Source organism: Bacillus sp. R86525 (assembly GCF_042466195.1).
Lineage (GTDB): Bacteria > Bacillota > Bacilli > Bacillales > Bacillaceae_G > Bacillus_A > Bacillus_A nitratireducens.
In genome coordinates, this window is the sequence record NZ_JAXHPX010000007.1 from 3,344,333 (window position 1) to 3,369,912 (window position 25,580).

A 25,580-nucleotide genomic window follows, 5' to 3' on the forward strand; every position below is an offset into this window, starting at 1 on the left:
CATCTCCCCCTTTTTGGATTTTCTATAATAGAAATATAATTCTTTGTTCAGTATTTCACAGAAAGGGGAAATAAATATGAAAAAACGTTTAGTTATAATCGGAAATGGTATGGCTGGAATACGCTGTATGGAAGAAATATTAAAACATGATAGTGATTCATATGAGATTACTATTTTTGGAGATGAACCACATCCAAACTACAATCGCATTATGCTCTCTCATGTTCTACAAGGCAAAACAAATATGCAAGATATCATTATGAACGAATATAGTTGGTACGAAGAAAACGAAATAACTTTAAATACAAACGAGAGAGTTCAAAGTATTAACCGCGAGGAAAAAGTCATTGTCACAGAAAAAAATCGTACTCTTACATACGACAAACTCATTATCGCAACAGGTTCTAGTGCTTTTATTTTACCAGTTGAAGGTTCTACCCTTCCTGGTGTAACAGGATTTCGAACAATTGAAGATACACAATTTATGATGGATACCGCTAAAGAAAAGAAAAAGGCCGTTGTCATTGGTGGTGGATTACTCGGTTTAGAAGCCGCAAGAGGTCTTATTGACTTAGGAATGGACGTACATGTTGTTCATTTAATGCCTAGCCTAATGGAGCAACAACTAGATACGAAAGCCGCTTCCCTATTGCGTGAAGATTTAGAAGCACAAGGCATGAAGTTTTTAATGGAAAAGAAAACTGTAAAAATTCTTGGTACAGACTATGTTGAGGGCATTCAATTTGAAGATGGTGAAGTTGTAGATTGTGATTTAATCGTAATGGCTGTTGGAATACGACCAAATACGAAAATAGCAAAAGATGCTGGTCTCATTGTCAATCGAGGCATTGTAGTCAATGACTATATGCTTACAAATGATGAATCCATTTATGCAGTTGGCGAGTGTGCAGAACATGATGGTATCGCTTATGGACTTGTTGCTCCTCTTTATGCACAAGGGGCAATATTAGCGAAACATATAACGAATTTACAAACGAATGGATATACGGGCAGTATCGTCGGTACGCAATTAAAAGTTGCAGGTTGTGATTTATTCTCTGCTGGCCAAATATATGAAGATGATCAGACGAAAGCAATATCAATCTTTGATGAATGTAAACGTTCCTATAAAAAAGTATTAATTCGTGACAATAAAGTCATTGGTATCGTTTTATATGGTGATACAGCTGACGGTACACGCCTCTTTAGCATGTTAAAGAAAGAAGAAGATATACAAGAATATACAGCTGCTTCCCTTCTTCACAAAGCTGGTGAAGAAAGCGAACTTGACGTTGCTACAATGAGTGCGGATGACACAATTTGTGGATGCAATGGCGTTACGAAAGGTGCAATTGTTCATGCCATTTTAGAACAAGAGTTAACTACTTTTGAAGAAGTTAAAGGATGCACGAAAGCCGCAGGATCTTGTGGTAAATGTCGTCCGCTAGTAGAACAAGTTTTATCTCATACACTTGGAGATGCTTTTGATGCCTCTGCACAATCTGCTGGTATGTGCGGATGTACAACTTTATCACGTGATGAAGTTGTAGCAGCAATTCACGAGAAAGGTTTAAAATCGCCAAAAGAAGTACGAAATGTTCTTGGTTTTGCCCATGAAGATGGCTGTTCAAAATGTCGTCCTGCTTTAAACTACTATTTACGTATGGCGATTCCAGAAGAATATGCAGACGATAAATCGTCCCGTTACGTTAATGAAAGAATGAATGGTAACATCCAGCATGATGGTACATTCTCTGTTATTCCACGTATGTATGGAGGCGTTACAACAGCAGATGATTTAATGAAAATTGCTGAAGTTGCGAAAAAGTATGATGTTCCTCTCGTGAAAATTACAGGTGCGAGCCGAATCGGCTTATATGGTGTTAAGAAACAAGATTTACCTAACGTATGGGCTGACTTACATATGAATTCTGGATATGCGTATTCAAAATCGCTTCGTAATGTAAAATCATGTGTCGGTTCTCGCTTCTGTCGTTTCGGTACGAAAGATTCACTAGGACTTGGTATGCTCCTTGAACAGTCATTAGAAATGGTAGATACACCTCATAAAATGAAAATGGGTGTAACGGGTTGTCCACGTAACTGTGCGGAAGTACTGACGAAAGATTTCGGCGTTGTGTGTGTTGAAAATGGATTCCAACTTTATATCGGCGGAAATGGTGGTACGGAAGTACGCGAGGCTGATTTTGTAATGATTGTCCCTACTGAAGATGATGTCCTTCGCATCGCTACAGCTTACATGCAATATTATCGTGAAACTGGTATTTACGGAGAGCGTACTGCCTACTGGACAGAACGACTAGGCTTCGATCACATAAAAGAAATACTACAAGATACAAGTAAGGTCACGATGTTAAATGAGCGTTTCCAAACAGCTCGTAGCACATATACGGAAGCTTGGGGACAAGCACTAGAAACGAAGTCTTTAAAAGCGATGTATGAAGTAGAAACTGTAAAATAAGGAGCTGTGATCTATATGATACAAACGAAAGAAAAAATAAGAGTTATGTGTGCGGAAGACCTTCCTATTCAAATCGGTAAAGAGGTGCAAATAAAAGGTATGTCTATCGCCCTATTCCGCCTTTCAAATGGCGATATTCGAGCTGTAGAAAATCGTTGTCCTCATAAAAACGGACCGTTAGCAGAAGGAATTGTATCTGGAGAATTCGTCTTTTGTCCACTACATGATTGGAAAATTTCATTACTAACAGGTGAAGTTCAAAAACCTGATGACGGTTGTATTCAAACTTATGAAGTAGAAGTTATTAATGGTGACATTTATATATACATGTAATTTTTAAAAAAGGAAGCCTCCCCCTTGGCTTCCTTTTAAATAAAAATAGATGAGGTGCGATTATGAACGGATATGTATATTTAGTTGGTGCAGGACCAGGTGATGAAGGGCTTATTACAAAGAAAGCGATAGATTGCTTAAAGCGTGCAGATATCGTCTTATATGACCGCTTATTAAATCCTACCTTTCTTAATTATACGAAAGAAACATGCGAACTTATTTATTGCGGCAAAATGCCAAAGAATCATACTATGCGTCAAGAAATGATTAATGCCCACCTCCTTCAATTTGCGAAAGAAGGAAAAACCGTTGTCCGCTTAAAAGGCGGCGATCCCTCTATTTTTGGCCGTGTTGGTGAAGAAGCAGAAACTTTAGCAGCAGCGAACATTTCATATGAAATTGTACCAGGTATTACATCTAGCATCGCCGCTAGTAGCTATGCAGGTATCCCCCTCACCCACCGTAATTACAGTAATAGCGTGACTTTACTAACTGGGCATGCAAAAGGTCCTTTAACCGATCATGGAAAATATAATTCATCCCACAATAGCGACACAATCGCCTACTACATGGGTATAAAAAACTTACCTACAATTTGTGAAAGCTTACTACAAGCAGGAAAGAAAACAGATACGCCAGTAGCAGTCATTGAGTGGGGTACAACTGGAAAGCAGCGCGTTGTCACAGGGACACTATCAACAATAGTTCATGTCGTCCAAAACGAAAATATTTCTAACCCTTCTATGACAATTGTTGGTGATGTCGTTTCCTTACGTAATCAAATCGCTTGGAAAGAACGTAAACCATTACATGGTAAAAAAGTTTTATTTGCATCCGCAACGAATAAAGAAAGTTTAATAAAACAAATGTTACAAGAATCCGGTGCAGAAATATATCAAATTCCAACTTTCAAAAGGGAAGAATACACATTAACATCTGAACAAATCAATGAAATTTTTAACGTTGATCGCCTTGTATTTTGTTCAGCTGAAAGTGTAGAAATCTTGATGCGATCATGTAGTAAAGACCAGAAAGATATTCGTTCCTTACAGGCGAAACTGCAGTATATGAACGTTGCCACTCAAGAAAAACTTATGCAATATGGGCTACTAAGTAAACAAGCAGAGTTCTCTTCCGATACAACTATTTATTTAGGCAGAAATATTAATCGAATTGGTTTTATTCAAGAAAAAATTGGTGCTGGGTCTTATATGATGACTCATGAGTATACAATTGATCATCGCTTCGATGAAATTCATTCTCGTATGCTTTCTGAATTCTCATGGGATAGCATAGTATTTGAAGGACGTGCTTCTATTGATACGTTTCTAGCAGAAATAAAACGCCTTAACTTTATCGATATTCTTACTCTCCCATTCTCGTATACTGATATTCCAACTTTACACTATGCAAATAAAGTCGGATTTCATAACGTAGATCATCAATTACAAGATATTATTATGAAGAAAGACATGGTGGTACGATGAAAGGAATTGTATATGTTGGACACGGTAGTCGCCTGCAAGAAGGTAATGAACAATTCATTCACTTTATTCAATCTGTTATGAAAGAACGTAACGAACGGATTCAAAAAATGGCTTTTCTTGAACTTACAAATCCTACCATTCAGGATGCAGTTACAGAAGCAATAATAGAGGGAGCAACTGAAATAATGATTGTACCTGTTTTATTATTTGCGGCAGCTCATTATAAACGTGATATTCCTTTTGAAATAGAGCAACTACAAAAGAAATATCCATATATAGCATTTTCAGTTGTACCACCTTTTAGTACGCATCCACATATGGTGGAACTTGTAGCAAAAAGAATACGTGAAACTATGCCATTGCAAGGTGGTAGTAGTATTTTACTCGTAGGAAGAGGTAGCAGTGATCCTCAGCCCATTTATGAATTACAACAAATCGGAACAGCTGTCGAACGAAAACTCGGTATGTCAGTATCGTGCTCCTTTTTAACGAAAGGAACCCCCACTTTTACTGCTGAGCTCAAGACTATAACATCGACTGCGTCCCATGTATATGTCATGCCGTACCTTCTCTTTACCGGTTTGTTACTTCAAAAAATCAAATTGCATACAAAAAAATATGATCACGTTACAACTTGTAACTGCCTTCAGTTTGATACATACATGAAATTAGTATTATTAGAACGAATGGAGGAATGTGTGTATGTATAACATGTACCCTCTTATGTTTAATCTAAATAAAAAAGTGGTCGTTATCATTGGTGGAGGTAAAATTGCATATCGAAAAGCGTCTGGATTAAAAGGTACAGGCGCTTTTGTCACCGTTATCAGCCCAGAGATTTGCGAGGAAATGAAGGAACTTCCTTATATTACTTGGAAGCAAAAAACTTTTAGTAATGATGATATTAAAGATGCTCACCTTATTTATGCAGCTACAAATCAACATGATGTCAATATGATGGTCAAACAGGCCGCCCATAATTTTCAATGGGTTAACGTTGTAAGTGATGGTACAGAATCATCGTTTCACACACCTGGTGTCATACGAAATGATGAATATGTTGTAACGATTTCAACTTCAGGTAAGGATCCATCGTTTACGAAGCGTATGAAGCAGGAACTAACATCTATTTTTCCTAATCTTATAAAAAAGCTTTCTCGTACACATAAATCATAATCTACCTCTTATCTAACTATGAATGTACTTTGGACAAACGTTTTTTAGAGGCGTTTGTTCTTTCTATGATTAAACAAATAATTGACACTCCTACCGCTTAGTGGAAGTTCTTTTCTCATATCCTAGACGTGTAAGAGGCGGAGTGCCTTTATCTACTTGTTCTGTTAAAGGTCCTATTATTTAAGTTCATACATTTATCTCTTCATTTCTTTATCTGTAGGCAAAACAATTGCAGCTATTATATAAATTAACACTGTTAATCCACTAGTAAAAAAGGCTGATAATGCCGTCACTATTCGAAGGATACTAACATCAATTCCATACTTATCGCTTAAGCCACCTAATACACCTGATACTTGTTTATCTTGAGTAGACTTATATAATTTTTTCATCTAAACACCCCGATCCAATTAAATATTTGTATGCTAAAAATTAGTTTAATCTTTGGAAGAGATTTAAAATTCCTTTTACTAACCTACCCTTTAATTGAATAACATCTACTATCTATATATTAACATAAAATCCCATAAACCTTATGTTTTTCATTTTAAAACCATATTATTTTAGAAAACAAGCTTTTGTTAAGATAGCAATAAAACATGTTGAAGCCTATTACTAAAAGAACCATCCCATAATACTTTGGGACGGTTCTTTTTCCTTATTAATGATTCTTTAACATCACTAACAGCTTCTCTTGGCTATACATCCACACTGTAATGATTAAACAAGCAAGCGCTACTTCTGATAATGCCATAAATCCAATTGCATAATGACCTGTCAGTTGGAATAGTAATGTTAAAATTAATGGCGGGAAGAATCCTCCTAATCCACCTAAAGCTGACACAACCCCATTTACAATCCCTGCTTGCTCAGAGAAGTACATTGGGACAAGCTTAAAGATTGTTCCATTTCCAATACCTGCACAGAATGCAACTAGTAAGCAACCAAACGTATACACGTTCATGCTAGGCATGAATGATAAAACAATACCAGATAGTGTTAAGCCGATAAATACGAAGATTAATATTTTAAATGGATTAAACTTATCCCCGAGCCAGCCACCAATTGGGCGCATCATTGTTGCTAATACGATGAATCCAGCTGTCCGCATGCCTGCATCTACTTTCTCTAATCCGAAGTGAGATACTAAAAAGTTTGGTAAATATACTGTAAATGCAACAAATGATCCAAATGTTAAAAAGTAAAAGATACATAGAAACCATAGCTTTTCATTTTTATATACACCTTTTATTTGTTCCATTAATGGTGTATTCACCTTTTTTTCCTTACGATCGCCTAATAAAAAGTTCATAAGTGCAAATGCTGCAAGTAAAACTAAATAACACTGTACTGTCGTTCTCCAGCCAACTGATGTCGCAATTACAGGTGCTAAAAATGAAGTAATTGCTGTTCCGGCGTTACCGACACCGTAAATACCATTTACAAAACCGTGACTCTCTTTCGGAAAGTATTTCGGTAAAGAAGTTACCCCTACGGAGAATACGGCCCCACCGATCCCTACAAATAATCCACCAATAATTAAATCCATCATTGAATTGGCAACACTAATATAAAAGACAGGAAATAATAATAGAATAAAACTAATAAAGAATAATTTTCTTGCTCCGTAACGATTTGTCCAATAACCAATTGGAATACGAAGAATAGAACCTAAAATAACCGGTACTGCTGTGACCATAGAAATTTGTCCCGCAGTTAATGGAATATCCGCTTTAATATAAGGCATTAATGATGATAAAATGACCCATACCATAAAACCGATAACTAGATTAGAAGTTTGTAAACTTAATTGAAAATTAGGACTTTTCATCCTGTTCCCTCCTATGTATGCATAGTTATATTCATTCTCTCCAGCCTAATCACGTCCTAACATGATTAGGCTGAAAAGAATCAACCACCACTTACTGGCGGAATCATTGCTACAATATCGCCAGTTTGAATGATGTCATCTTCATTTGCATACTCTTCATTTATGGCGACCATAACCTCGTTTGAAATTGCTACGTTATATTCCTTAACCAGAACTTCCTTTAGTTCAGCAACCGTAATATTTTCACAATCTATATGCAAGGCCGGTTTACTTGCTTCTTCTTGCAGATGTGCAAATAATAGTACTTCAATCATGTTCTCATCTCCTTTTCAGGCTCGCCATTTGCATATGCTATTTTCTCTAACTGATCACCTATCCATGACTCACCATCTTCCCAAAACTCTTTCTTCCAAATCGGAACAGCTTGTTTTATGCGTTCCATAATATATTCATTCGCTTCATAAGCTGCTTTCCGATGTGGCGTAGAAACGGCGACAACAACAGCAAGATCAGAAATTTCCAATGTACCAATGCGATGTGTAATTGCTACATATGTCCCAGGCCACTTCTCTTCTACTTCATTACCAATTTTCTCAAGCTGTTTTTCCGCCATCGTCTTATAAGCTACATACTCTAAATATAGTGTACGACGTCCTTTCGTAAATTCTCTGACAGTACCAATAAAAGTAGTAACCGCACCACATTCACGCCGAATTACTTTATTCGTAACACTTTCAATTGAAATAGGAGTATCAATTACTTCATAATACGCATGTGTCATTTTGCACCTCTTATCTTTGTATAAGTTAGCAATCTATTTTTCTATTATTTGTATGATCGAAGTGGTTCTTCCCATGGCCACTCGCTTCCTAAGCTCGATTCTAATAACAGCACCGAAACAGTTATTCCTGCTTCAAATCCTCTCGTCCCTCCCGGCAGGACGATAAATGCATTCGCTTCTGCAAGTGAAGAAATTGCACTAGATTTATCTAAACCAACTGGTGTAACTTGCAATTGGCCATCTACAATTTCCACTCTCCCTCTTACAAAACGAGTAAATGGGTTTGCTTTCGGAAAATCTTTCTGTAAAATCGCTTCTGCACGATATACGTGCGGATCTTTTCTATGCAAATATGTTTGAATAACTGGTCTAACATATAATTCACATCCGACATAACAAGCAGAAGGATTACCAGATAGACCGAATAATAGTTTTCCTTCTAGCTCAGCTACAGTAGTCACGCTTCCTGGTCTCATCGCTATTTTATTGAAAAGTACATTAGCTTGTAATCTCTCATAAATAGCAGGTAAATAGTCATAGTCTCCTATCGAAACGCCACCAGTTGTAATTAAAATATCGACTTCTTTCATCGCTTTTTTTACAGTGTTATAACACGTCTCTAATTCATCAACGAACTGTCCATAATACCTTACAATTCCACCCGCTCGTTCAATTTGAGCAGCAATCATATAAGAATTACTATTTCGAATCTTCCCTGGCTTTAATTGTTCATGTACCTCAAGCAGTTCACTTCCTGTCGTCACAATTCCAATAACCGGCTGTTTTACAACATGTACTGAACTATAACCAAACGTAGCAAGAAGCGCCGCTACTCCAGGGTTAATAGAAGCCCCTTTTTTCACAAGTATGGCATTTTGTTTTACATCTTTTCCTTGAAAAGAAATGTTATTACCAGCAGCGAAAGAGCGTTTTAATGTCATATACGTCTTTTCGTCTTCTTCAAACCCTTCCGTTAGCTCTAACATAACAACGGCATTACACCCCGCTGGAATTGCCGCACCTGTCATAATACGGACAGCTTGAAATGCTTTCACTTCTTTTCTAAAAACAGAACCTGCCCCGATCTCACCAATCACTTCAAACCGAATCGGATTACTGCTACTTGCTTCTTTTGTATCTTCTGCTCGAATTGCAAACCCATCGTACGGAGAGCGATCAAAATGCGGGACATCATGATCTGCAATAACATCTTCTCCAAGCGTTCTACCGTAGCTTTCTATAAGAGAAACCTTTTCTATTTCACCCCGGTAAGCATAATCCATTACACGTGCAACTGCTTCTGCTACTGGAATTGGTTCACGTTTTTCTAGCATTCTTTTTCACCTCGTTTTGGTAAGGATAAACTCTCTTTCTGCTCATCCTATATATTTTGCGTATAATCGTTTTGCCATTTTCACATCATTTGTCCCATGAATAAATGCCCTACCGTCTGTAAATAAAACAAAACGATATTCATCTACTAGAAACGATAGTAAATATGGAGTTTTTTTGATACTCACGCTTTTTTGTAAGCGCTTTTGAACTTCTTCTAAATTAAGAACTCGCTTTATCCCTGGACGGATTTGAACTGTATTACGCCCGCATAGCACTTCAGTTTTCATCTGTGATTCAAATGTTAAACTTGGATACGTGCGTACACTTCCACAAGATGGACATGTACTTTTTTTCTGTCTATTTACTTTTAATGAGAGATATTGATTGTTCCAAATATCAAATGATAACATCGTCCCTCTTAGCGACTGAAAATCATCCACCAATATTTTCATCGCTTCTGTCACTTGGTGAGCAACGACCATTTGTACAGCTGGCTGAATGATTCCTGCTGTATCGCATGTTGCGCCGCCCATAGGATGATCCATCAGACAGCGAAAACATGGTGTTTTCCCAGGAAGAATTGTATACGTTACACCGTAACTTCCAATGCATCCACCATATATCCAAGGTATATTTTCTTTTTGTGAAATGTCATTTATAAGTAGACGCGTATCGAAATTGTCAGTCGCATCTATTATGAGATCCACTTCTTTTGTTAATTCTTCTATTTCTTGCATTGTGACATCTGTTATAACTGGCTCAATCTCCAATTCAGAATTAATCTTTCTTAAATGTTCTGCCGCTGCAATTGCTTTCGGTTTAGACTGCTGTGCATCTTCTTCTGTATATAACTGTTGCCGCTGTAAATTACTCCATTCAACGTAATCACGATCGGCAATTGTCAATTTCCCAATTCCCATCCTAACGAGCGCTTCTGCATTCGCAGTTCCAAGTGCACCCGCACCGATTAGGAGCACATGTTTTTTTCTTATTTTTCTTTGTCCCATTTCACCAATTCCAGAGAACAATACTTGCCTTGAATATCGCTCTTGCATAGAGAACCCTCCTTTCGCTATCCGCCAATGTAAGACATTTCAACTTTTGGACGTTTATTTGTACTTTCCGCCGTTCTTTCATCTGAATACCGATCTGTTCTGTACTCCCATGTATGTTGGAGAATTTTTAATAATGAAGCATCAGAAATATTTTCTCGAAGAAGCGTTCGCAAATCCGTTCCTTTCGTTCCAAATAAGCACGTAAAAAACTTGCCGTCTGCCGAAATACGAGCTCTCGTACAAGAAGAACAAAATGACTCAGATACTGAAGTAATAAATCCAACTTCTGCATCGCTCCCTACATATCGATACAATTTCGCAACTTCGCCAAAGTAACGAGGTTGAACAGGCTCAATCGGATATACGCGATTGATCTTCTCTATTAATTGTTCCTTCGTAATAACTTGTTCAAAATTCCATCCGTTCGTACTGCCTACATCCATAAACTCAATGAAACGGAGCTGAATTTCTTGTTCTTTAAAATAACGAGCCATATGAAGAATTTGACTATCATTCATACCTTTTTTTACGACCATATTTACCTTTACTTCTAATCCTGCAGCCTTTGCTGCTTCAATTCCTTTCAATACAGGTTTTGTACTTACATTTCGTCCATTAATTTTTCGGAAGACATGATCTTCTATCGCATCTAAACTAATGTTTACACGTTTTAATCCCGCTTCTTTTAATGCCCTTGCCTGTTTTGCTAAATGAATACCGTTTGTTGTGAGTCCAATATCATTTAAGCCCTCTAGCTTTGCAAGCCTTGCGATTAACTTCGGTAAGTCTTTACGCAATAAAGGTTCACCGCCAGTAAGTCTAATTTTATTTATTCCCATACTTATAAATAATTTCGCTAACCTTTCTATTTCATCGAACGTTAATAAAAACTCTTCCTGTAAAAAAGCGTAATCAGGTCCGAACACTTCAGCTGGCATACAGTATGTGCACCTAAAATTACAACGATCAATAACTGAAATACGTAAATCTTGAAGTCGCCGCTCTAAAGAATCTTTCATCTTCTCGTGCATCTATATCCCTTCTTTTCTACTGTAATCCTTAGTAAGTTTCAATTTTTTATTTGCCTTTATTATAAAAAAGAAGCTACATATTCAATGTGACTTTTCTCACATTACTTTCCCCATTCAAAAATTCTTCACAAATCCGTTCGAATTTTGTTCACATCTTTAGTCCCATCCACTTTGCGTATTGAACCTTTCAAACTAAAAACTTAAGATCACCTCCCCTTACGGTCATTGAAATTTTAATTTATTTTTAAAATAGCTCTTGCATTTTCATCATAGTTACATTCAAAATAGAAAATGTATTGCTTATCCCGCTATTCGCCGGGCAGTAAGACCCCCACCTCAAAATTCGGCTGGGACAAAGAAGTTAGGTGGGGATCAACTGCCCGTAAAAGCCCGATTGGTTCAACTAATAATCAGTGGGGAATGAACAAAATCCCCCACTGATTAAAGTTTCACTTTATGAGAAGAAAGGTGACCGCTGTGGCAAACAGTATGACATTATCTCAAGATTTAAAGGAATTACTTGCATCTGTTGAATATAAAATGCAGATTAAAAAAGGAAGTTTTATTTTCCAAGAAGGTATGGAGGCAACAGAACTCTATATCATCCACTCCGGAAAAGTACAAATTAGTAAACTAAGTGCTGATGGGCAAGAATTAACACTTCGTATTTGTTCTGAATATGACATTATTGGTGAATTAACATTGTTCACGGACAATGCAAAGTATTTATTAAATTCAAAATGCCTTGAAGATGTTGAAGTAGGAGTTATAAAGCGTGAAACCTTAGAAAAAGCATTACTCCAAAAACCCGCTCTTGTATTTGAATTTATGAAATGGATTAGTGAACATTTAAGAAGAATGCAAACGAAGTTCCGAGACTTAGTATTACACGGCAAAAAAGGTGCCCTATATTCTACTCTCATTCGAATGACAAATAGTTACGGTGTGTTAAAAGAAAATGGGATTCTCATTGATTTACCATTAACGAATCAAGAACTTGCTAATTTCTGTGCAACTTCGCGTGAAAGTGTAAATCGAATGTTAAATGATTTGAAAAAAAAAGGTACGATTTCTATTCATAAAGGAAAGATTACAATCCATGATTTACAATTTTTAAAATGTGAAATTGCTTGTGAAGATTGCTCTGCCTCTGTTTGTAGTATTGATTAGCATCTTATTTAGATGCTAATCTTTTTTTCTTGCATACAGTTATTTCCTAAAAAAAGACGAGGCCTTCCATTAGACCTCGTTTCATGTTAGCTGCTAACTTCTATTCGTTTACTGTGGCATTATTTTTTCAATTCATTAGGAATACGTCTTCTGTAAATCACATAACTACGGCTTAAATATTTAATTGGAGCACTAAATACATGTACAAGTCTAGTAAATGGCCATACTGCGAATAGCCCCATACCTGCAATTATATGAATTTTAAACCATACTGGTACTTCCATCATATATTCAACTTTCGGTTGGAAAATAAAGAGACTTCGGAACCACGGACCGATTGTTGTACGATAATCAAACCCTTTTGAGTCGATATTTAAAAAGGTTGAAGAAAGTCCTGCTAGCATTACGATTAGTAATAAAATAAGCGCAATATAATCTCCCTTTGTACTCGTTGCAATGATGCGTTTTACTGTTACACGGCGGTACGTTAATATAATTAAGCCGATGATAGAAGCAACACCCGCCGGAAGCCCGAAACTAATTGCCATTATGTGATACATATGCTCAGAAATACCTATTGAACGGTATACAGACTCTGGAATTAAAATCCCCATAACATGACCACCAATGACGAACATGATCCCAAAGTGGAATAATATACTTCCGATTCGGAGCATTTTCTTTTCTAATAGTTCGCTAGATTTTGATGTCCATCCAAATTGATCATAATTGTATCTAAAAATATGTCCGCCGATAAAGATTACAAAAATGATATAGGGAAACAACACCCATAGAAATTGATCCATCATTTTGACAACTCTCCTTTCTAATTTGTCTGTATACCCCATGTATCGATAGCGAGTAGTACAGCCGCAAGAATTGGTTCATACATACTATCTGCTTCTTTTAACTGAACGTGTAATGCTTGTATGTTCTCCTTGTATTTACTCATAATTGGTTCACTATCTTGCTCATTTGCATTTGCAAAAAACTCAAGCAAAAGCGGTAAATAATCAGGTAGTTCTTTATCTGTTACTTCAAAACCAGATTTTTTATAATGCTGCTTTAACTCTAGTAATTCAATACCTCTTTCTCTTTGTTCACCAGTGTTCATATACGTTAAATACATATTTGTCTTTTTACCAAAATCGAATGTATATACGTAAGAATCAATTAATTGATCATTCGTTTTATTTAGTGCTTGTTTTATAAATGCTGTAAGTGCTGCTTTAACGTCTTCCTGTTCAATCACTTCAATCTCTTCTTGTAATTCAGTTAAAGCTTCTCCCCACCCAAGTTCTGGATAGGAGAGAAGAAAAGAAGAACAAGAAAAAGCAGTTTGTAAACTTTGTTTCATAATTTTCTGCCCCCTTTATTTAAGAAATTGTCGTGCAAGATCCTGGGCCACCTGCGAAGGAAAGACCACAACTTCCTTGTTCACTATATAAATCTGCAACTTGTTCGCGGTGAGAGGCCGGAATGACGAAGCGATCTTTATATTTCGCGATAGCAAGAAGACGATACATATCTTCTACATCCTGTTTCGTTAAACCAATTTCTTTTAATACAGCTTCATTTGGTTCTTTATTAATTTGCAATGCTCTCATATGCGTTCGCATAACAGCCATTTTTTTCAATGTAAGTCGAATATGTGATTCATCTCCTGCAGTAAGTAAATTAGCTAAATATTGAATTGGAATACGCATATTATCAATAGCAGGGAAAATCTCTTCTGCTTGCCAGTTACTACCTTTCCCCTCCACCATATTCATAATTGGGCTAAGCGGCGGGATATACCAAACCATTGGCATAGTACGATACTCTGGGTGAAGCGGTAGAGCGATTTTCCAATCGATAATCATTTTATAGATTGGTGACTGTTGTGCCGCTTTAATCCATTCTTCAGGAATGCCTTGTTTTTTCGCTTCAGCTGCTACTTCTGGATCATTTGGATCTAGGAAAACAGTAAGCTGAGATTCATATAAATCTTTTTCATCTTCAACAGAAGCTGCTTCTTTCACTTTGTCAGCGTCATATAGCATTACCCCAATATATCGAATACGTCCTACACATGTTTCCGAACAAATCGTTGGCATACCAGCTTCAATACGAGGGAAACACATGGTGCATTTTTCTGCTTTATTTGTTTGCCAGTTAAAATACACTTTTTTATACGGACAAGAAGATACACAAAATCTCCATGCACGACATGCATTTTGATCTACAAGAACAATCCCATCTTCTTCACGTTTATACATCGCACCAGATGGACAAGAAGATACGCAAGATGGATTCATACAATGTTCGCATATGCGTGGTAAATACATCATAAAGACATTTTCAAAATCTGTTTTAATTTCTTCTTCCATTTTCTTTACGTTCGGATCTTGCAATCCTGTTATATGTCCACCAGCTAAATCATCTTCCCAGTTTGGACCCCATTCAATTTTGTCGATAAATTCGCCTGTAATTGCTGATTTCGGACGAGCAACTGGTTGATGCTTACGCTGCGGGCTATTTGTTAACGTTTCATAATCATAGTTCCAAGGTTCAAAGTAATCATCAATTGTTGGTTGATCTGGATTGTGGAAAATATTCATAAGGCGTTTCATTTTCGAACCGGATTTCAGCTGAATTTCACCATTTTTCAATTCCCAGCCGCCTTTATATTTCTCCTGATCTTCCCATTGTTTTGGATAACCAATTCCAGGTTTCGTTTCTACGTTATTGAAGTACATATATTCAGCACCTGGACGATTTGTCCAGGTGTTTTTGCACGTTACGCTACAAGTATGACAGCCGATGCATTTATCTAGGTTCATTACCATTCCGACTTGTGCTTTAATCTTCAAGCCAATCTACCTCCTTCAGTTTGCGAATTACAACGTTTAAGTCGCGCTGGTTCCCAGTTGGACCATAATAGTTAAATCCATAGCTTAATTGACCATATCCACCAATCATATGTGTAGGTTTGACGTGAATTCGAGTTGGACTATTATGCGTTCCCCCGCGGTTACTCGTTAATTTCGTACCAGGTACGTTAATGTGGCGATCTTGTGCATGGTGCATAAATGCCATTCCTCTCGGTATACGGTGCGTTACGACAGCACGCGCTACGACAACACCGTTACGGTTAAAGCACTCGATCCAATCATTATCTGCAACACCAGCTTCATTCGCATCATCTTTATTCATCCAAACAGTTGGACCACCTCTAAACAGCGTTAACATCGGTAATGAATCAAAATACATACTATGAATCGACCACTTATTATGCGGTGTTAAATAGTTTAGTGTAATTTCTTTTCCTTCTACTTCGGGACGTGATTTACGGAACGGTTTATGTTGCAGAATTGGTTTAAATGTTGCCATCGTTTCACCAAATTCTTTCATCATGTCATGATCTAAGTAGAAAGATTGTCGACCCGTTATCGTTCTCCAAGGGATAAGACGTTCCACATTTGTTGTAAATGGTGAGTAACGTCGTCCACCTTTTTCAGAACCTGTAAAAGCTGGTGAAGTAATTACTGTTTTTGGCTGCGCTGTAATTTGTTCGAATGTGAAGCATTCTTCTTCACGCTCTTCTGCTAAATCACGTAGTTTTAAATCCGTTTGTTTTTCAAGTGCTTCCCATGCTTTTACAGCCATATGACCATTTGTTGTAGAAGAAAGCGTTAATACCGCTTCAGCAGCGTTAATTGCTTCTTTTATGTCTGGGCATCCTTTCGCAATAGTATCCGTTCGAACGACTCCTAATCGACTCTTTAATTGCTCATATTCTTTTTCTGCGGACCAAGAAATCCCTTTCGTACCAATCGGTTGCTTTCCGGCATTTGGTCCAAGTGCTGTCATTTTGTCATAAATCGTTTTATAATCCCTTTCGACAACATGAATTTGCGGCATCGTTTTACCTGGGATTGGTTCACACTCGCCTTTGCTCCAATCTTTAATCTTGCCAAGTGGTTGCGCTAACTCTTGCGGTGTATCGTGAAGAAGTGGTGTTGCAACAACTTCTTTCATTGGTTCAAGATCGATTTTCTTCGCTAAATCGGACACAGCTTTAGAAAGAGAGGTGAAAATATCCCAGTCAGAGCGTGCTTCCCACGGTGAACCGATTGCTGGATTAAACGGATGTACAAATGGATGCATATCTGTACTACTTAAATCATGCTTTTCATACCAAGTTGAAGCAGGTAAGACGATATCAGAATAAAGTGCTGTTCCAGCCATACGGAAATCTAAATTAATGAGTAAATCAAGCTTCCCTTCTGGTGCTTCTTCATGCCACTTAATTTCTTCTGGTCGCAATGAATCACTATCGTCATTCATTAATCCGTTTGTTGTACCTAATAAATGTTTTAAGAAATATTCGTGACCTTTACCAGAACTTGAAATTAAGTTTGCACGCCATACGAATAAGTTGCGTGGGAAGTTATTTTTATTATCTGGATCCTCAATCGCAAATTTCAGTTCTTTTTCTTTTAGTTTTTGTGCAACATATTTTCCGATTTCTTCTTGCGTTGTTGCACCAGCAGCAACAGCTTCTTTATATAATTCAATTCCATTTTTCTCGAATGTTGGATAAGAAGGTAACCAACCAAGTCGTGCTGCTAATACGTTGTAATCACCGTGATGTTGATAACGAGAGTTGCCCTCAACTGGTGATGCTAAATGTCCAACCGGTGTATCTTCATAGCGCCATTGATCTGTTACGAAATAGAAGAAAGATGTACCGTTTTGTAATTTCGGTGGCCCCTGCCAATCTTTTGCCATCGCGATTGTTTGCCATCCTTCTGCTGGGCGTAATTTTTCTTGCCCAACATAATGCGCCCAACCGCCGCCGTTTACACCTTGTGCCCCGACGAGAAGAACAAGATTTAAAACTGCGCGATAAATCGTATCAGAGTTAAACCAATGGTTAATACCCGCCCCCATAATAATCATTGAGCGACCATTTGTATCAACAGCATTTTGTGCGAACTCACGAGCGATTTGAATAATAAGCTCTCGGTTCACTCCTGTCATTTTCTCTTGCCATGCAGGTGTAAACGGTACGTCATCATTGAAATCTTTCGGCTCTTGTCCGCCAAGCCCTCGGTTCACACCGTAATTCGCTAACGTTAAATCGTATACAGTTGTAACGAACACTTCTCCTTCTTCTGTCATAACTTTTTTCACTGGAATGGTACGTTCTAATATTGTATTTCCATCATCAGAGAAGTATGGAATTTGTACCGTTTCAACACTATCTTCCATTCCAAGTAAAGAAAGACGTGGATCAATCTTTTCACCTGTTTCTTCATCTTCTAAACGTAAGTTCCATTTCTTTTCGTTATCCCAACGTGATCCCATTGTGCCGTGCGGTGTTGCAAAATCTTTTGTGTTCTCGTTCCAAAGAACAGGCTTCCATTCTCCTAACTTCGTTTCACGTCCAATATCAGTAGCATTTAAGAAACGATCAGCGACGAATTGCTCTCCTTTTTGTTTCAATGTGACAAAGAAAGGAAAATCAGTATATTGCTTCGCATACTTTGTGAAGTATTCCACTTGATTATCTACGTAAAATTCTTGTAAGATCACATGCCCCATTGCCATCGCAAGTGCACCGTCTGTACCTTGTTTCACACTAATCCAATCATCCGCAAACTTAGTAGACTCGGCGAAGTCAGGACTTACAGAAACGACTTTCGTCCCTTTATATCGAACTTCGGCTAAAAAGTGTGCATCTGGTGTTCTCGTCATCGGTACATTTGAACCCCACGTCATAATGTAACCAGAGTTATACCAGTCACTACTTTCTGGCACATCAGTTTGATCACCCCAAATTTGCGGAGAAGCTGGTGGTAAATCCGCATACCAATCATAGAAGCTAAGCATCGGTCCACCCATAAGTTGCATAAAGCGGCTACCCGCTGCATGACTTAACATCGACATAGCTGGAATTGGTGAAAAACCAACATTTCGGTCTGGGCCGTATTTAATTATTGTGTAAAGTAACGAAGCAGAAACGAGTTGTAATACTTCATCCCAATTCGCACGAATGAATCCCCCTTTACCACGCGCCTGCTTATACGTACGTGCTTTTTCAGGGTTTTCCACAATGCTTTTCCAAGCATCTAGTGGTGACTCGTTATTTTGTAGTTCCTCTTGCCACATATTCCAAAGAACACCACGTACATACGGATATTTCACACGAAGTGGACTATAAATGTACCAAGAAAAACTCGCTCCACGTGGACATCCTCGTGGTTCAAAATCAGGCATATCAGGACCTGTCGTTGGATAGTTAAGCTCTTGCCCTTCCCAAGTTACAATTCCATCTTTCACATAAATGTTCCAACTACATGAACCAGTGCAGTTCACGCCGTGTGTAGAACGAATTACTTTATCATGCTGCCAACGCTTTCTGTACACATTCTCCCATTCGCGATCTTCATATGTTTCTTGTGTATGATTATCGTTATAACGATCTATTGGTGAAAAATATTTTAAACGTCTCATTAGTGCTGAAGGTTTCTTCTTCATACTGTTCACTCCTTTAATACGTCTCTCTTACATACCCTTACTATAAGAGAGGTTGTAAAATACAGATGTGATATTTCGCACAGTTCAAGAGATTGTCATAAATTCAGTGGAAAATATGAAAAAATTAAAATCTAATCATTGTGAGGTTCACATCCTTCACTGACTGTTACATTACTTCCTCGCTTCTAGCTAAGTTTAAGATGAAGTACAGATAATAATGAGCATGCAAAATATTTCTTATATAATAGAGGTATTAATTTAAAAGTAGTTGAATTTGATATACCTAAATCGTTAGATGATTTTATAAATAAAAATGCAATACTTTAAATCAAATTCGCTAAACCAAGGGCAAATGTCCTGAAAATAGTTGCCCCAAAAACGTCAGGAAATTCTTATGAATTGCCAGCACCTTGGATTGAATGTAGAGAAGAATACGCCAAGAATGGCGGGATTATAAGGTAATAATAAAAGGAGGATATTATGATATTAGAACCACTTTATGCAGAAAACATTGTAGTAGCCGTCATATATAATAATGAATTTAGATGGTATGTAACAGATAAAGAACTATGGTTTTTGGATTATAATAAGTTAGATAATGCATATAAAAATTTAGGTGTAAGCATTGAAGATAATGACGAAACTGAAGAAAGAAATGGAATAAAAGTATTAGACAATGAAAATGTAGAAGTATTTTTACAAAGGATTAATAAATATAACACAACTAAAGAGGAATTAAATTATTTACTACTTGAAAATATTAAAAGTCAACATGCAGGAGAAGATCTATTAGATTTTAGTCCGGTGTTATTAATTAACTTTGATGATAAAATACTATATTCCATGTTTCCAGAACCAGCATCATATGAAGAATATGTACCAAAAGATTGGATAGGTAAATATGAAAGTTTCACTGAATTCATACCTGAATCAGAGAACTATTGGATAGATGAGTTTCATAATAATCTACTTTTACAATAATTTAATTAGGACAAGAGTGATGCTAGGTATAAAGGAGTTGAATAGTAATAAAATACCCATATAGTTTTGAAGTACCTAACAATAGAGATTTAGTTATGAGACTTCCTCAAGAAATTAAACTTGTTGAAACTTTTTTAGGAGTTGAAGTTTCTGCTTTTGGAGATTGGATTTTAGAAGAAATACATAGTGTTTTAAACGGAGAAAAAATTACAGAGTAGTAAATGGCAACATTTGCGGTTTAGAAATTCGGAACGACACAACTACTGTGCTAGACAATTTAGCCGAAGATGGTAAAGGTGAATATTGTGAGGTAAAAACAATAGAATTGGTAGAATTAATTCATATTTGGTTAGATAAACAAAAAGAATTAAAAAAAGAGAAAAATAAAGAATTGTAATAATTTAAGTGGCTAGCCTCTACATGAAGTCGGCTTTATTTATTATTTCATATAATTTTTTATCATAAAACGTATGATATATGTTTCCAACCTTTACGCGTAGGAATTCCTACGCTATTTATTTTGGTCACCGAGATCACTCTTTCCTTCCCCTATTTTCACTGAAAATACTATTTTATATAAAACTATAAATCATTATTTACTGTATTGCTCTTATTTACGGAAACAATTATACTAAATGTAATCTGATATAATCTGAATATTCATAAAATTTCGAGCGGGATTCCCTTTAAAGACATAGACATTATAAAGTATATGTCCGCTAATTTTTAACTTATAAGTTTCTTCCTACTAATATGAATTCTCAATATGAACTTATATAACCATTACTAATTACCTCTTAGATTACTATCATACTGCAATAAAATAAAGGAATCCCTTCTTATTAACATGAATTTTTTTCCAATAAATGAATTAAAAAACGATAATAAAATTAGGAGGGTTACAATGCCCCAGCTTGATTCACTACATCCCCTTGTAGAAAAAATCATCAACAATATTGAAAAATTAATGGTCGGAAAACGAAAAGAAACGATTTTAGCCTTAACAGCTCTCTTAGCTGAAGGTCATGTACTATTAGAAGATGTTCCCGGTGTCGGGAAAACAATGCTAGTACGTGCTCTTTCAAAATCAATTGATGCCGATTACAAGCGCATTCAATTCACACCTGATTTACTGCCGTCAGATGTAACAGGTGTTTCTATTTACAATCCAAAAGAGCTCCAATTTGAGTTCAAGCCTGGACCAATTATGGGGAATTTTATACTTGCTGATGAAATTAATCGTACATCTCCAAAGACACAATCTGCCTTACTTGAAAGTATGGAAGAAGGCAATATCACAATAGATGGCATTACAAGACCGTTACCAAAACCGTTCTTTGTAATGGCTACACAAAATCCGGTCGAATATGAAGGAACATACCCTTTACCAGAAGCTCAGCTCGATCGTTTCTTGTTGAAGCTAAGAATGGGATACCCGACACCAGAAGAAGAATTTGAAATTTTAAACCGGATGGAAAAAACAAATCCACTCTCTCATTTACAATCTATTACTACAATAAAAGAATTACTTTATTTACAACAAAGCGTTCGGGATATAAGCATGGACAAAGCAATCAAACATTACATTGTAAAGCTTGTTAGTCAAACTCGTTCTTATAGTTCTATACAGCTAGGTGCAAGTCCACGCGGCTCAATTGCTTTAATGAAAGCTTCACAAGCTTATGCATTCATCCATGGCAGAAATTATGTTATTCCAGACGATGTTAAATTTTTAGCTCCTTACGTGTTAGCTCACAGACTCATTCTAAAAATGGAAGCAAAATTTGAAGGAATAACAGGAGAACAAGTTATCGCCAAAATCGTTGCACGAACTACTGTGCCGACTCAAAGGACGAAGCAACTTTGATGAAACGACTACTACGGGCGCTATATCACATTACCAAGTTATTACTAATACCTTTATGCCTAGTCTTAACATTTGTATACGCTATGCTTCAAGGAGGATTTGTAAGTTGGTTTTTGTTTTACAGTACGATTCCTATTGGCCTTTATTCACTACTACTTCCCTTCTACGCTTTACGGGACGCTGAAGTAAAACGAATAACAAACCAAAATGAATATGCAGCAGGAGAACAATTTTTAAGCACGATTACAATAAAAAGAAGATTTCCTTTCCCCTTACTTTATTTAATTATAGAAGATGAACTGCCATCACAATTTACAAATTGTAGACAAACGAAGGTGAATAAGGTAATACTCTTTCCAGGATTGAAACGAAATATTTCGTTTCAATATGCAATTGACACAATCCCTAGAGGAGAGCACACTTTTTCAAGCGTACGTGTCAAAACTGGTGCTCTATTCGGAATGATGGAGAAAGAAGTAACTTTTTCAGTTCTAGATACATTTTTAGTCTATCCCCAGTATGTAGATATAACGTATCGACAATTAGAAAATCATTTCGAACAAGGAGCGCTTTCAGCAAATATAAATTTAGCAAAGGACTCTACAATTTCTGTCGGTGTCAGAGAATATAAGCCTGGTGATCGCTTTTCATGGATTGATTGGAAAGCAACTGCACGAACAAACAACATTATGACGAAAGAATTTGAACAACAGCGCAGCCATAATATTATGATATTCATGGACAGAACCCCATCCCCTCTATTCGAATCAGTCGTAACATTTTCCGCCTCTATTGTAAGGGCTGTATTGAAGCAAAATTCACCAGCGTCATTCGTATCTGTCGGAAAAGAACGAACTTTTTTCCCTTTAGACAATGGAGATAGTCAGTTGCATCAAATCTTTTGTCATTTAGCGAAAGTACAAGCGGACAGTGTATTCCCGCTCTCCCGGAGTGTAGAAATAGAATTAAGAAAAATTTATGAGCCCGTAACGATTATACTCGTAACAAGCGATCTTTCTCCCGATATTCAAAAGGCGGCTGACTTTGCTGCTATAAAAAACAGAAAATTAATGGTGTTTGTCGTGAAAGAAAAAGCAAATCAACTCTCACATCGAGAACTAAGTATTCTAGAAACTCTACAAAAACGAAAAATATTTGTAAATGTGGTTTATGGGAACCGGTATACAAACGTGTTTTTTGAGGTGAGCAAATGATAACATTACGAACAAAATACAAATGGGATATGAGCAGATTCTTCATGCATGTATGTGCACTTCTACTTTTACTAGAATGGCTAAGACCCCTTATAGGTATTACAAACGTAGGTAGATTAGATATTTTTGTAATATTTATAGGAATTTGCTTCACTCTCTCTTTTTTTCAAACAAGGTGGCAGGTTCCAATAAAGATCGTCACGATCTTATTCATCATTCATTTCCTGTATTATAAAAATGCTTTTATAAATCCATCTTGGCTAACGAAATTTTTTTCTGATATTTCTCAAAATTCCTCCCTGTTATTTCAAGGGAATTTGCTAGATATTTCTCCAGTTTTTCCAACACTTTTATTTTTTTTATCATTTTGGTTTTTGAGTTCTTTCATCTCTTTTTGGATGATTCATAAAAAACGCGGGTTGTTATTTCTTATATTGACTATTATTTATATCATAACTTTTCATAACTTACATTTATACAATGCAAACTACGCTATTATTCGTACTGTTGTCATCGGCCTTTTTATGCTTAGTCTTCTTCAAATAGAACGAATAAAAGAGATTGAACACTTACAAAATTATGCTAGAGTAATCTCAAAATTACTTAGACCTCTTACAATATTTATTGTATTGTCAGCAACCATCGCATACTTCGCTCCAAAATTTGGCCCTCAATGGCCAAACCCAATGGATTTTTTAAAACTCAACACATCCGAAGCGAGTAAAGAACAAGAAGTTTCTAAAATTGGGTATGGTTTAGATGACTCGCAATTAGGTGGTCCTTTTAAGGCCGATAATACAATTATTTTTACAGCACAAACGCAAAACAAACAATATTGGAGAGTAGAAACAAAAGATTTTTATACAGGAAAAGGTTGGGATGTTTCTGAAAATAGAAAAAAGGTTTCTTTTAAACATAAAAACGACGTCGTGAGCTGGTACGAACAAAATACAAAAACGGAGATAACTGAGGCAACAATCACCATGAAAAAAAGTTATCCTCACCTTACCTATCCAGCAGGATTAGTATCAATTGAGGCTTCTTCTGATGTATCATACAGCGTTGACCCATTTTCAGAAAAAATCTATACGATGCATGGAGACTCTTCTACTACTTTAAATTCGTATAAAGTAACATATGAGATCCCGGAGTTTTCCATAGAAAACTTGAAAGCTGCAAAAACGAATGAAGGTCAAGAAACAAGTCCTTATTTCATGACAAAGTACACACAACTTCCCGAATCATTACCGCAGCGAGTAAGAGACTTAGCTGTTAATCTAACAAATGATAAAGACAACCGATATGACAAAGTATTAGCTATTGAAAATTATTTCACAGACCATTCTTTTGTATACGAAACAACGGATGTGTTGATTCCTGCCAAAAACCAAGATTATGTAGATCAATTCCTTTTCGATACAAAAAGCGGCTACTGTAATAATTTTTCGACGTCTATGATCGTGTTACTTCGTTCTGCCGGGATTCCCGCTCGATGGGTAAAAGGCTATACAGAAGGAACTCTTGAGAATACACTTGCTAGTACAGAAGGTGAGAATGTTTATAAAATCGAAAACAATAACGCACACTCTTGGGTCGAAGTATATTTTCCTGGATACGGATGGATTCCATTCGAACCAACAAAAGGATTTACCAATCCCTATAATTTTACAAATAATACTCCTGCTCCTACTTTTCAAAATAGCGAAGAAACTAATTCTCAAAACGAGCAAATGCACCAAAGAAACAATGAAGCGAAGCTCAAAAGTTTAATAGAAGATACAGAAGAAGCCTCTACTAAAAAGATCACAAATTCTAAAAATGGTTTTTCTTGGTGGTACGTATTCCTCTCTGCGATACCGATTAGTATCATAGGATACATTCTCTTCACCACAAGAATGAAATGGATTACATTTTTTATTATTCTTTTCTATAAATATCGAAAAGATGATGCTGTTTATAGAAAAGCTTACGGTGCACTTTTAAAACAATTTGCGAGAATCGGCATACCGCGGGGTGAAAGTCAAACATTCCGAGAATACGCTCTTCACATCGATACACTCTACAACTCGGCTGATATGCAACAACTTACTTTCAGTTATGAGAACGCTATGTATCAAAAAGAACAATCCGCAGCAGAATGGCAGAAATCCGTACACTTATGGGAAGTGCTTATGAAAAAAGCAGCTTCTCTGCCTAAATCAAACGACTACGATAGAGTGATTTAATCTTGATAATATGAGTTTAAAGAAAACACCTCAAAGAACTACATTGTTCTTTGAGGTGTTATTTAATAAACATAATAAAAGATAGCG

At 36.6% G+C, this 25,580-nt stretch carries 21 protein-coding genes and 1 pseudogene; 11 read left to right on the forward strand and 11 right to left on the reverse strand.

The features are described 5' to 3' along the window. Positions 1-76 precede the first annotated feature (76 nt). The 5 genes from nirB (at position 77) to SJY24_RS19875 (ending at position 5,478) form a co-directional block, all read left to right on the forward strand. Positions 77-2,482 carry an NADPH-nitrite reductase large subunit gene (gene nirB / locus SJY24_RS19855; RefSeq protein WP_377865902.1) on the forward strand — a complete coding sequence of 802 codons (2,406 nt, stop codon included), beginning with the start codon at positions 77-79 and terminating at the stop codon, positions 2,480-2,482. A gap of 15 nt (positions 2,483-2,497) precedes the next feature. Continuing rightward, the gene (gene nirD, locus SJY24_RS19860) at positions 2,498-2,815 is read left to right on the forward strand and encodes a nitrite reductase small subunit NirD (RefSeq protein WP_377865903.1); all 318 of its coding nucleotides are present in this window, start codon (positions 2,498-2,500) and stop codon (positions 2,813-2,815) included. A 62-nt stretch (positions 2,816-2,877) separates the two neighbouring features. After that, the gene (locus tag SJY24_RS19865) at positions 2,878-4,302 is read left to right on the forward strand and encodes a uroporphyrin-III C-methyltransferase (protein WP_377865904.1); all 1,425 of its coding nucleotides are present in this window, start codon (positions 2,878-2,880) and stop codon (positions 4,300-4,302) included. Further along, a complete protein-coding gene (locus SJY24_RS19870) occupies positions 4,299-5,012 on the forward strand; it encodes a sirohydrochlorin chelatase (protein ID WP_377865905.1) in 714 nt (237 codons plus the stop codon). The genes SJY24_RS19865 and SJY24_RS19870 overlap by 4 nt, the downstream gene beginning before the upstream one ends. Then, on the forward strand, positions 5,005-5,478 hold the full coding sequence (locus SJY24_RS19875) for a precorrin-2 dehydrogenase (protein WP_377865906.1): 474 nt from the start codon (positions 5,005-5,007) through the stop codon (positions 5,476-5,478). Before SJY24_RS19870 ends, SJY24_RS19875 begins: the two co-directional genes overlap by 8 nt. A 194-nt stretch (positions 5,479-5,672) precedes the next feature. Here SJY24_RS19875 and SJY24_RS19880 read toward each other — a convergent pair whose 3' ends face one another. The 7 genes from SJY24_RS19880 to moaA all read right to left on the reverse strand — a co-directional run bounded on the left by SJY24_RS19880 (position 5,673) and on the right by moaA (position 11,511). Continuing rightward, on the reverse strand, positions 5,673-5,870 hold the full coding sequence (locus SJY24_RS19880; RefSeq protein WP_377865907.1) for a PspC domain-containing protein: 198 nt from the start codon (positions 5,868-5,870) through the stop codon (positions 5,673-5,675). A gap of 269 nt (positions 5,871-6,139) precedes the next feature. Beyond that, entirely contained in the window at positions 6,140-7,309 is a 1,170-nt protein-coding gene (narK, locus tag SJY24_RS19885; protein ID WP_002031603.1) for a nitrate transporter NarK, read from the reverse strand. Positions 7,310-7,389: 80 nt separating this feature from the next. Beyond that, positions 7,390-7,623: a molybdopterin converting factor subunit 1 gene (gene moaD / locus SJY24_RS19890; protein WP_377865908.1), complete on the reverse strand. Its 234-nt coding sequence runs from the start codon at positions 7,621-7,623 to the stop codon at positions 7,390-7,392. Continuing rightward, the gene (locus SJY24_RS19895; RefSeq protein ID WP_377865909.1) at positions 7,620-8,090 is read right to left on the reverse strand and encodes a molybdenum cofactor biosynthesis protein MoaE; all 471 of its coding nucleotides are present in this window, start codon (positions 8,088-8,090) and stop codon (positions 7,620-7,622) included. Before SJY24_RS19895 ends, moaD begins: the two co-directional genes overlap by 4 nt. A 44-nt stretch (positions 8,091-8,134) precedes the next feature. Continuing rightward, positions 8,135-9,424: a molybdopterin molybdotransferase MoeA gene (locus SJY24_RS19900; protein ID WP_377865910.1), complete on the reverse strand. Its 1,290-nt coding sequence runs from the start codon at positions 9,422-9,424 to the stop codon at positions 8,135-8,137. Between the two features lie 42 nt (positions 9,425-9,466). Further along, the gene (locus tag SJY24_RS19905) at positions 9,467-10,480 is read right to left on the reverse strand and encodes a molybdopterin-synthase adenylyltransferase MoeB (protein WP_377865911.1); all 1,014 of its coding nucleotides are present in this window, start codon (positions 10,478-10,480) and stop codon (positions 9,467-9,469) included. 17 nt (positions 10,481-10,497) lie between these two features. Then, positions 10,498-11,511 carry a GTP 3',8-cyclase MoaA gene (gene moaA, locus SJY24_RS19910; RefSeq protein ID WP_377865912.1) on the reverse strand — a complete coding sequence of 338 codons (1,014 nt, stop codon included), beginning with the start codon at positions 11,509-11,511 and terminating at the stop codon, positions 10,498-10,500. Positions 11,512-11,988: 477 nt separating this feature from the next. Between moaA and SJY24_RS19915 the strand changes: the two genes are divergently transcribed. After that, complete coding sequence (locus tag SJY24_RS19915) at positions 11,989-12,681, forward strand: Crp/Fnr family transcriptional regulator (protein ID WP_212090556.1); 693 nt, start codon at positions 11,989-11,991, stop codon at positions 12,679-12,681. 119 nt (positions 12,682-12,800) lie between these two features. Here SJY24_RS19915 and narI read toward each other — a convergent pair whose 3' ends face one another. Genes narI through SJY24_RS19935 form a run of 4 tightly spaced genes read right to left on the reverse strand, consistent with a single transcriptional unit; the run spans position 12,801 to position 19,206 of the window. After that, on the reverse strand, positions 12,801-13,490 hold the full coding sequence (gene narI, locus SJY24_RS19920) for a respiratory nitrate reductase subunit gamma (protein WP_377865913.1): 690 nt from the start codon (positions 13,488-13,490) through the stop codon (positions 12,801-12,803). Between the two features lie 17 nt (positions 13,491-13,507). Beyond that, the gene (narJ, locus tag SJY24_RS19925) at positions 13,508-14,038 is read right to left on the reverse strand and encodes a nitrate reductase molybdenum cofactor assembly chaperone (protein ID WP_377865914.1); all 531 of its coding nucleotides are present in this window, start codon (positions 14,036-14,038) and stop codon (positions 13,508-13,510) included. A 19-nt stretch (positions 14,039-14,057) separates the two neighbouring features. Beyond that, the gene (gene narH, locus SJY24_RS19930; RefSeq protein ID WP_377865915.1) at positions 14,058-15,533 is read right to left on the reverse strand and encodes a nitrate reductase subunit beta; all 1,476 of its coding nucleotides are present in this window, start codon (positions 15,531-15,533) and stop codon (positions 14,058-14,060) included. Next, entirely contained in the window at positions 15,523-19,206 is a 3,684-nt protein-coding gene (locus tag SJY24_RS19935) for a nitrate reductase subunit alpha (protein WP_377865916.1), read from the reverse strand. Before SJY24_RS19935 ends, narH begins: the two co-directional genes overlap by 11 nt. A 480-nt stretch (positions 19,207-19,686) precedes the next feature. Between SJY24_RS19935 and SJY24_RS19940 the strand changes: the two genes are divergently transcribed. The 5 genes and pseudogenes from SJY24_RS19940 (at position 19,687) to SJY24_RS19960 (ending at position 25,493) form a co-directional block, all read left to right on the forward strand. Then, a complete protein-coding gene (locus SJY24_RS19940; protein WP_377865917.1) occupies positions 19,687-20,187 on the forward strand; it encodes a hypothetical protein in 501 nt (166 codons plus the stop codon). Between the two features lie 47 nt (positions 20,188-20,234). Beyond that, positions 20,235-20,584: pseudogene (locus SJY24_RS19945) on the forward strand (hypothetical protein). Between the two features lie 507 nt (positions 20,585-21,091). Further along, positions 21,092-22,054 carry an AAA family ATPase gene (locus tag SJY24_RS19950; RefSeq protein ID WP_377865918.1) on the forward strand — a complete coding sequence of 321 codons (963 nt, stop codon included), beginning with the start codon at positions 21,092-21,094 and terminating at the stop codon, positions 22,052-22,054. Further along, on the forward strand, positions 22,054-23,268 hold the full coding sequence (locus tag SJY24_RS19955; protein ID WP_377867281.1) for a DUF58 domain-containing protein: 1,215 nt from the start codon (positions 22,054-22,056) through the stop codon (positions 23,266-23,268). Before SJY24_RS19950 ends, SJY24_RS19955 begins: the two co-directional genes overlap by 1 nt. Next, on the forward strand, positions 23,265-25,493 hold the full coding sequence (locus SJY24_RS19960; RefSeq protein ID WP_377865919.1) for a transglutaminase TgpA family protein: 2,229 nt from the start codon (positions 23,265-23,267) through the stop codon (positions 25,491-25,493). Before SJY24_RS19955 ends, SJY24_RS19960 begins: the two co-directional genes overlap by 4 nt. The last annotated feature ends 87 nt before the right edge of the window (positions 25,494-25,580 follow it).

Coding starts and splice junctions, on each gene's coding strand:
- nirB (WP_377865902.1), top strand. CDS start 77: ATGAAAAAACGTTTAGTTATAATCGGAAATGGTATGGCTGGAATACGC.
- nirD (WP_377865903.1), top strand. CDS start 2,498: ATGATACAAACGAAAGAAAAAATAAGAGTTATGTGTGCGGAAGACCTT.
- SJY24_RS19865 (WP_377865904.1), top strand. CDS start 2,878: ATGAACGGATATGTATATTTAGTTGGTGCAGGACCAGGTGATGAAGGG.
- SJY24_RS19870 (WP_377865905.1), top strand. CDS start 4,299: ATGAAAGGAATTGTATATGTTGGACACGGTAGTCGCCTGCAAGAAGGT.
- SJY24_RS19875 (WP_377865906.1), top strand. CDS start 5,005: ATGTATAACATGTACCCTCTTATGTTTAATCTAAATAAAAAAGTGGTC.
- SJY24_RS19880 (WP_377865907.1), bottom strand. CDS start 5,870: ATGAAAAAATTATATAAGTCTACTCAAGATAAACAAGTATCAGGTGTA.
- narK (WP_002031603.1), bottom strand. CDS start 7,309: ATGAAAAGTCCTAATTTTCAATTAAGTTTACAAACTTCTAATCTAGTT.
- moaD (WP_377865908.1), bottom strand. CDS start 7,623: ATGATTGAAGTACTATTATTTGCACATCTGCAAGAAGAAGCAAGTAAA.
- SJY24_RS19895 (WP_377865909.1), bottom strand. CDS start 8,090: ATGACACATGCGTATTATGAAGTAATTGATACTCCTATTTCAATTGAA.
- SJY24_RS19900 (WP_377865910.1), bottom strand. CDS start 9,424: ATGCTAGAAAAACGTGAACCAATTCCAGTAGCAGAAGCAGTTGCACGT.
- SJY24_RS19905 (WP_377865911.1), bottom strand. CDS start 10,480: ATGCAAGAGCGATATTCAAGGCAAGTATTGTTCTCTGGAATTGGTGAA.
- moaA (WP_377865912.1), bottom strand. CDS start 11,511: ATGCACGAGAAGATGAAAGATTCTTTAGAGCGGCGACTTCAAGATTTA.
- narI (WP_377865913.1), bottom strand. CDS start 13,490: ATGATGGATCAATTTCTATGGGTGTTGTTTCCCTATATCATTTTTGTA.
- narJ (WP_377865914.1), bottom strand. CDS start 14,038: ATGAAACAAAGTTTACAAACTGCTTTTTCTTGTTCTTCTTTTCTTCTC.
- SJY24_RS19935 (WP_377865916.1), bottom strand. CDS start 19,206: ATGAAGAAGAAACCTTCAGCACTAATGAGACGTTTAAAATATTTTTCA.
- SJY24_RS19940 (WP_377865917.1), top strand. CDS start 19,687: ATGATATTAGAACCACTTTATGCAGAAAACATTGTAGTAGCCGTCATA.
- SJY24_RS19950 (WP_377865918.1), top strand. CDS start 21,092: ATGCCCCAGCTTGATTCACTACATCCCCTTGTAGAAAAAATCATCAAC.
- SJY24_RS19955 (WP_377867281.1), top strand. CDS start 22,054: ATGAAACGACTACTACGGGCGCTATATCACATTACCAAGTTATTACTA.
- SJY24_RS19960 (WP_377865919.1), top strand. CDS start 23,265: ATGATAACATTACGAACAAAATACAAATGGGATATGAGCAGATTCTTC.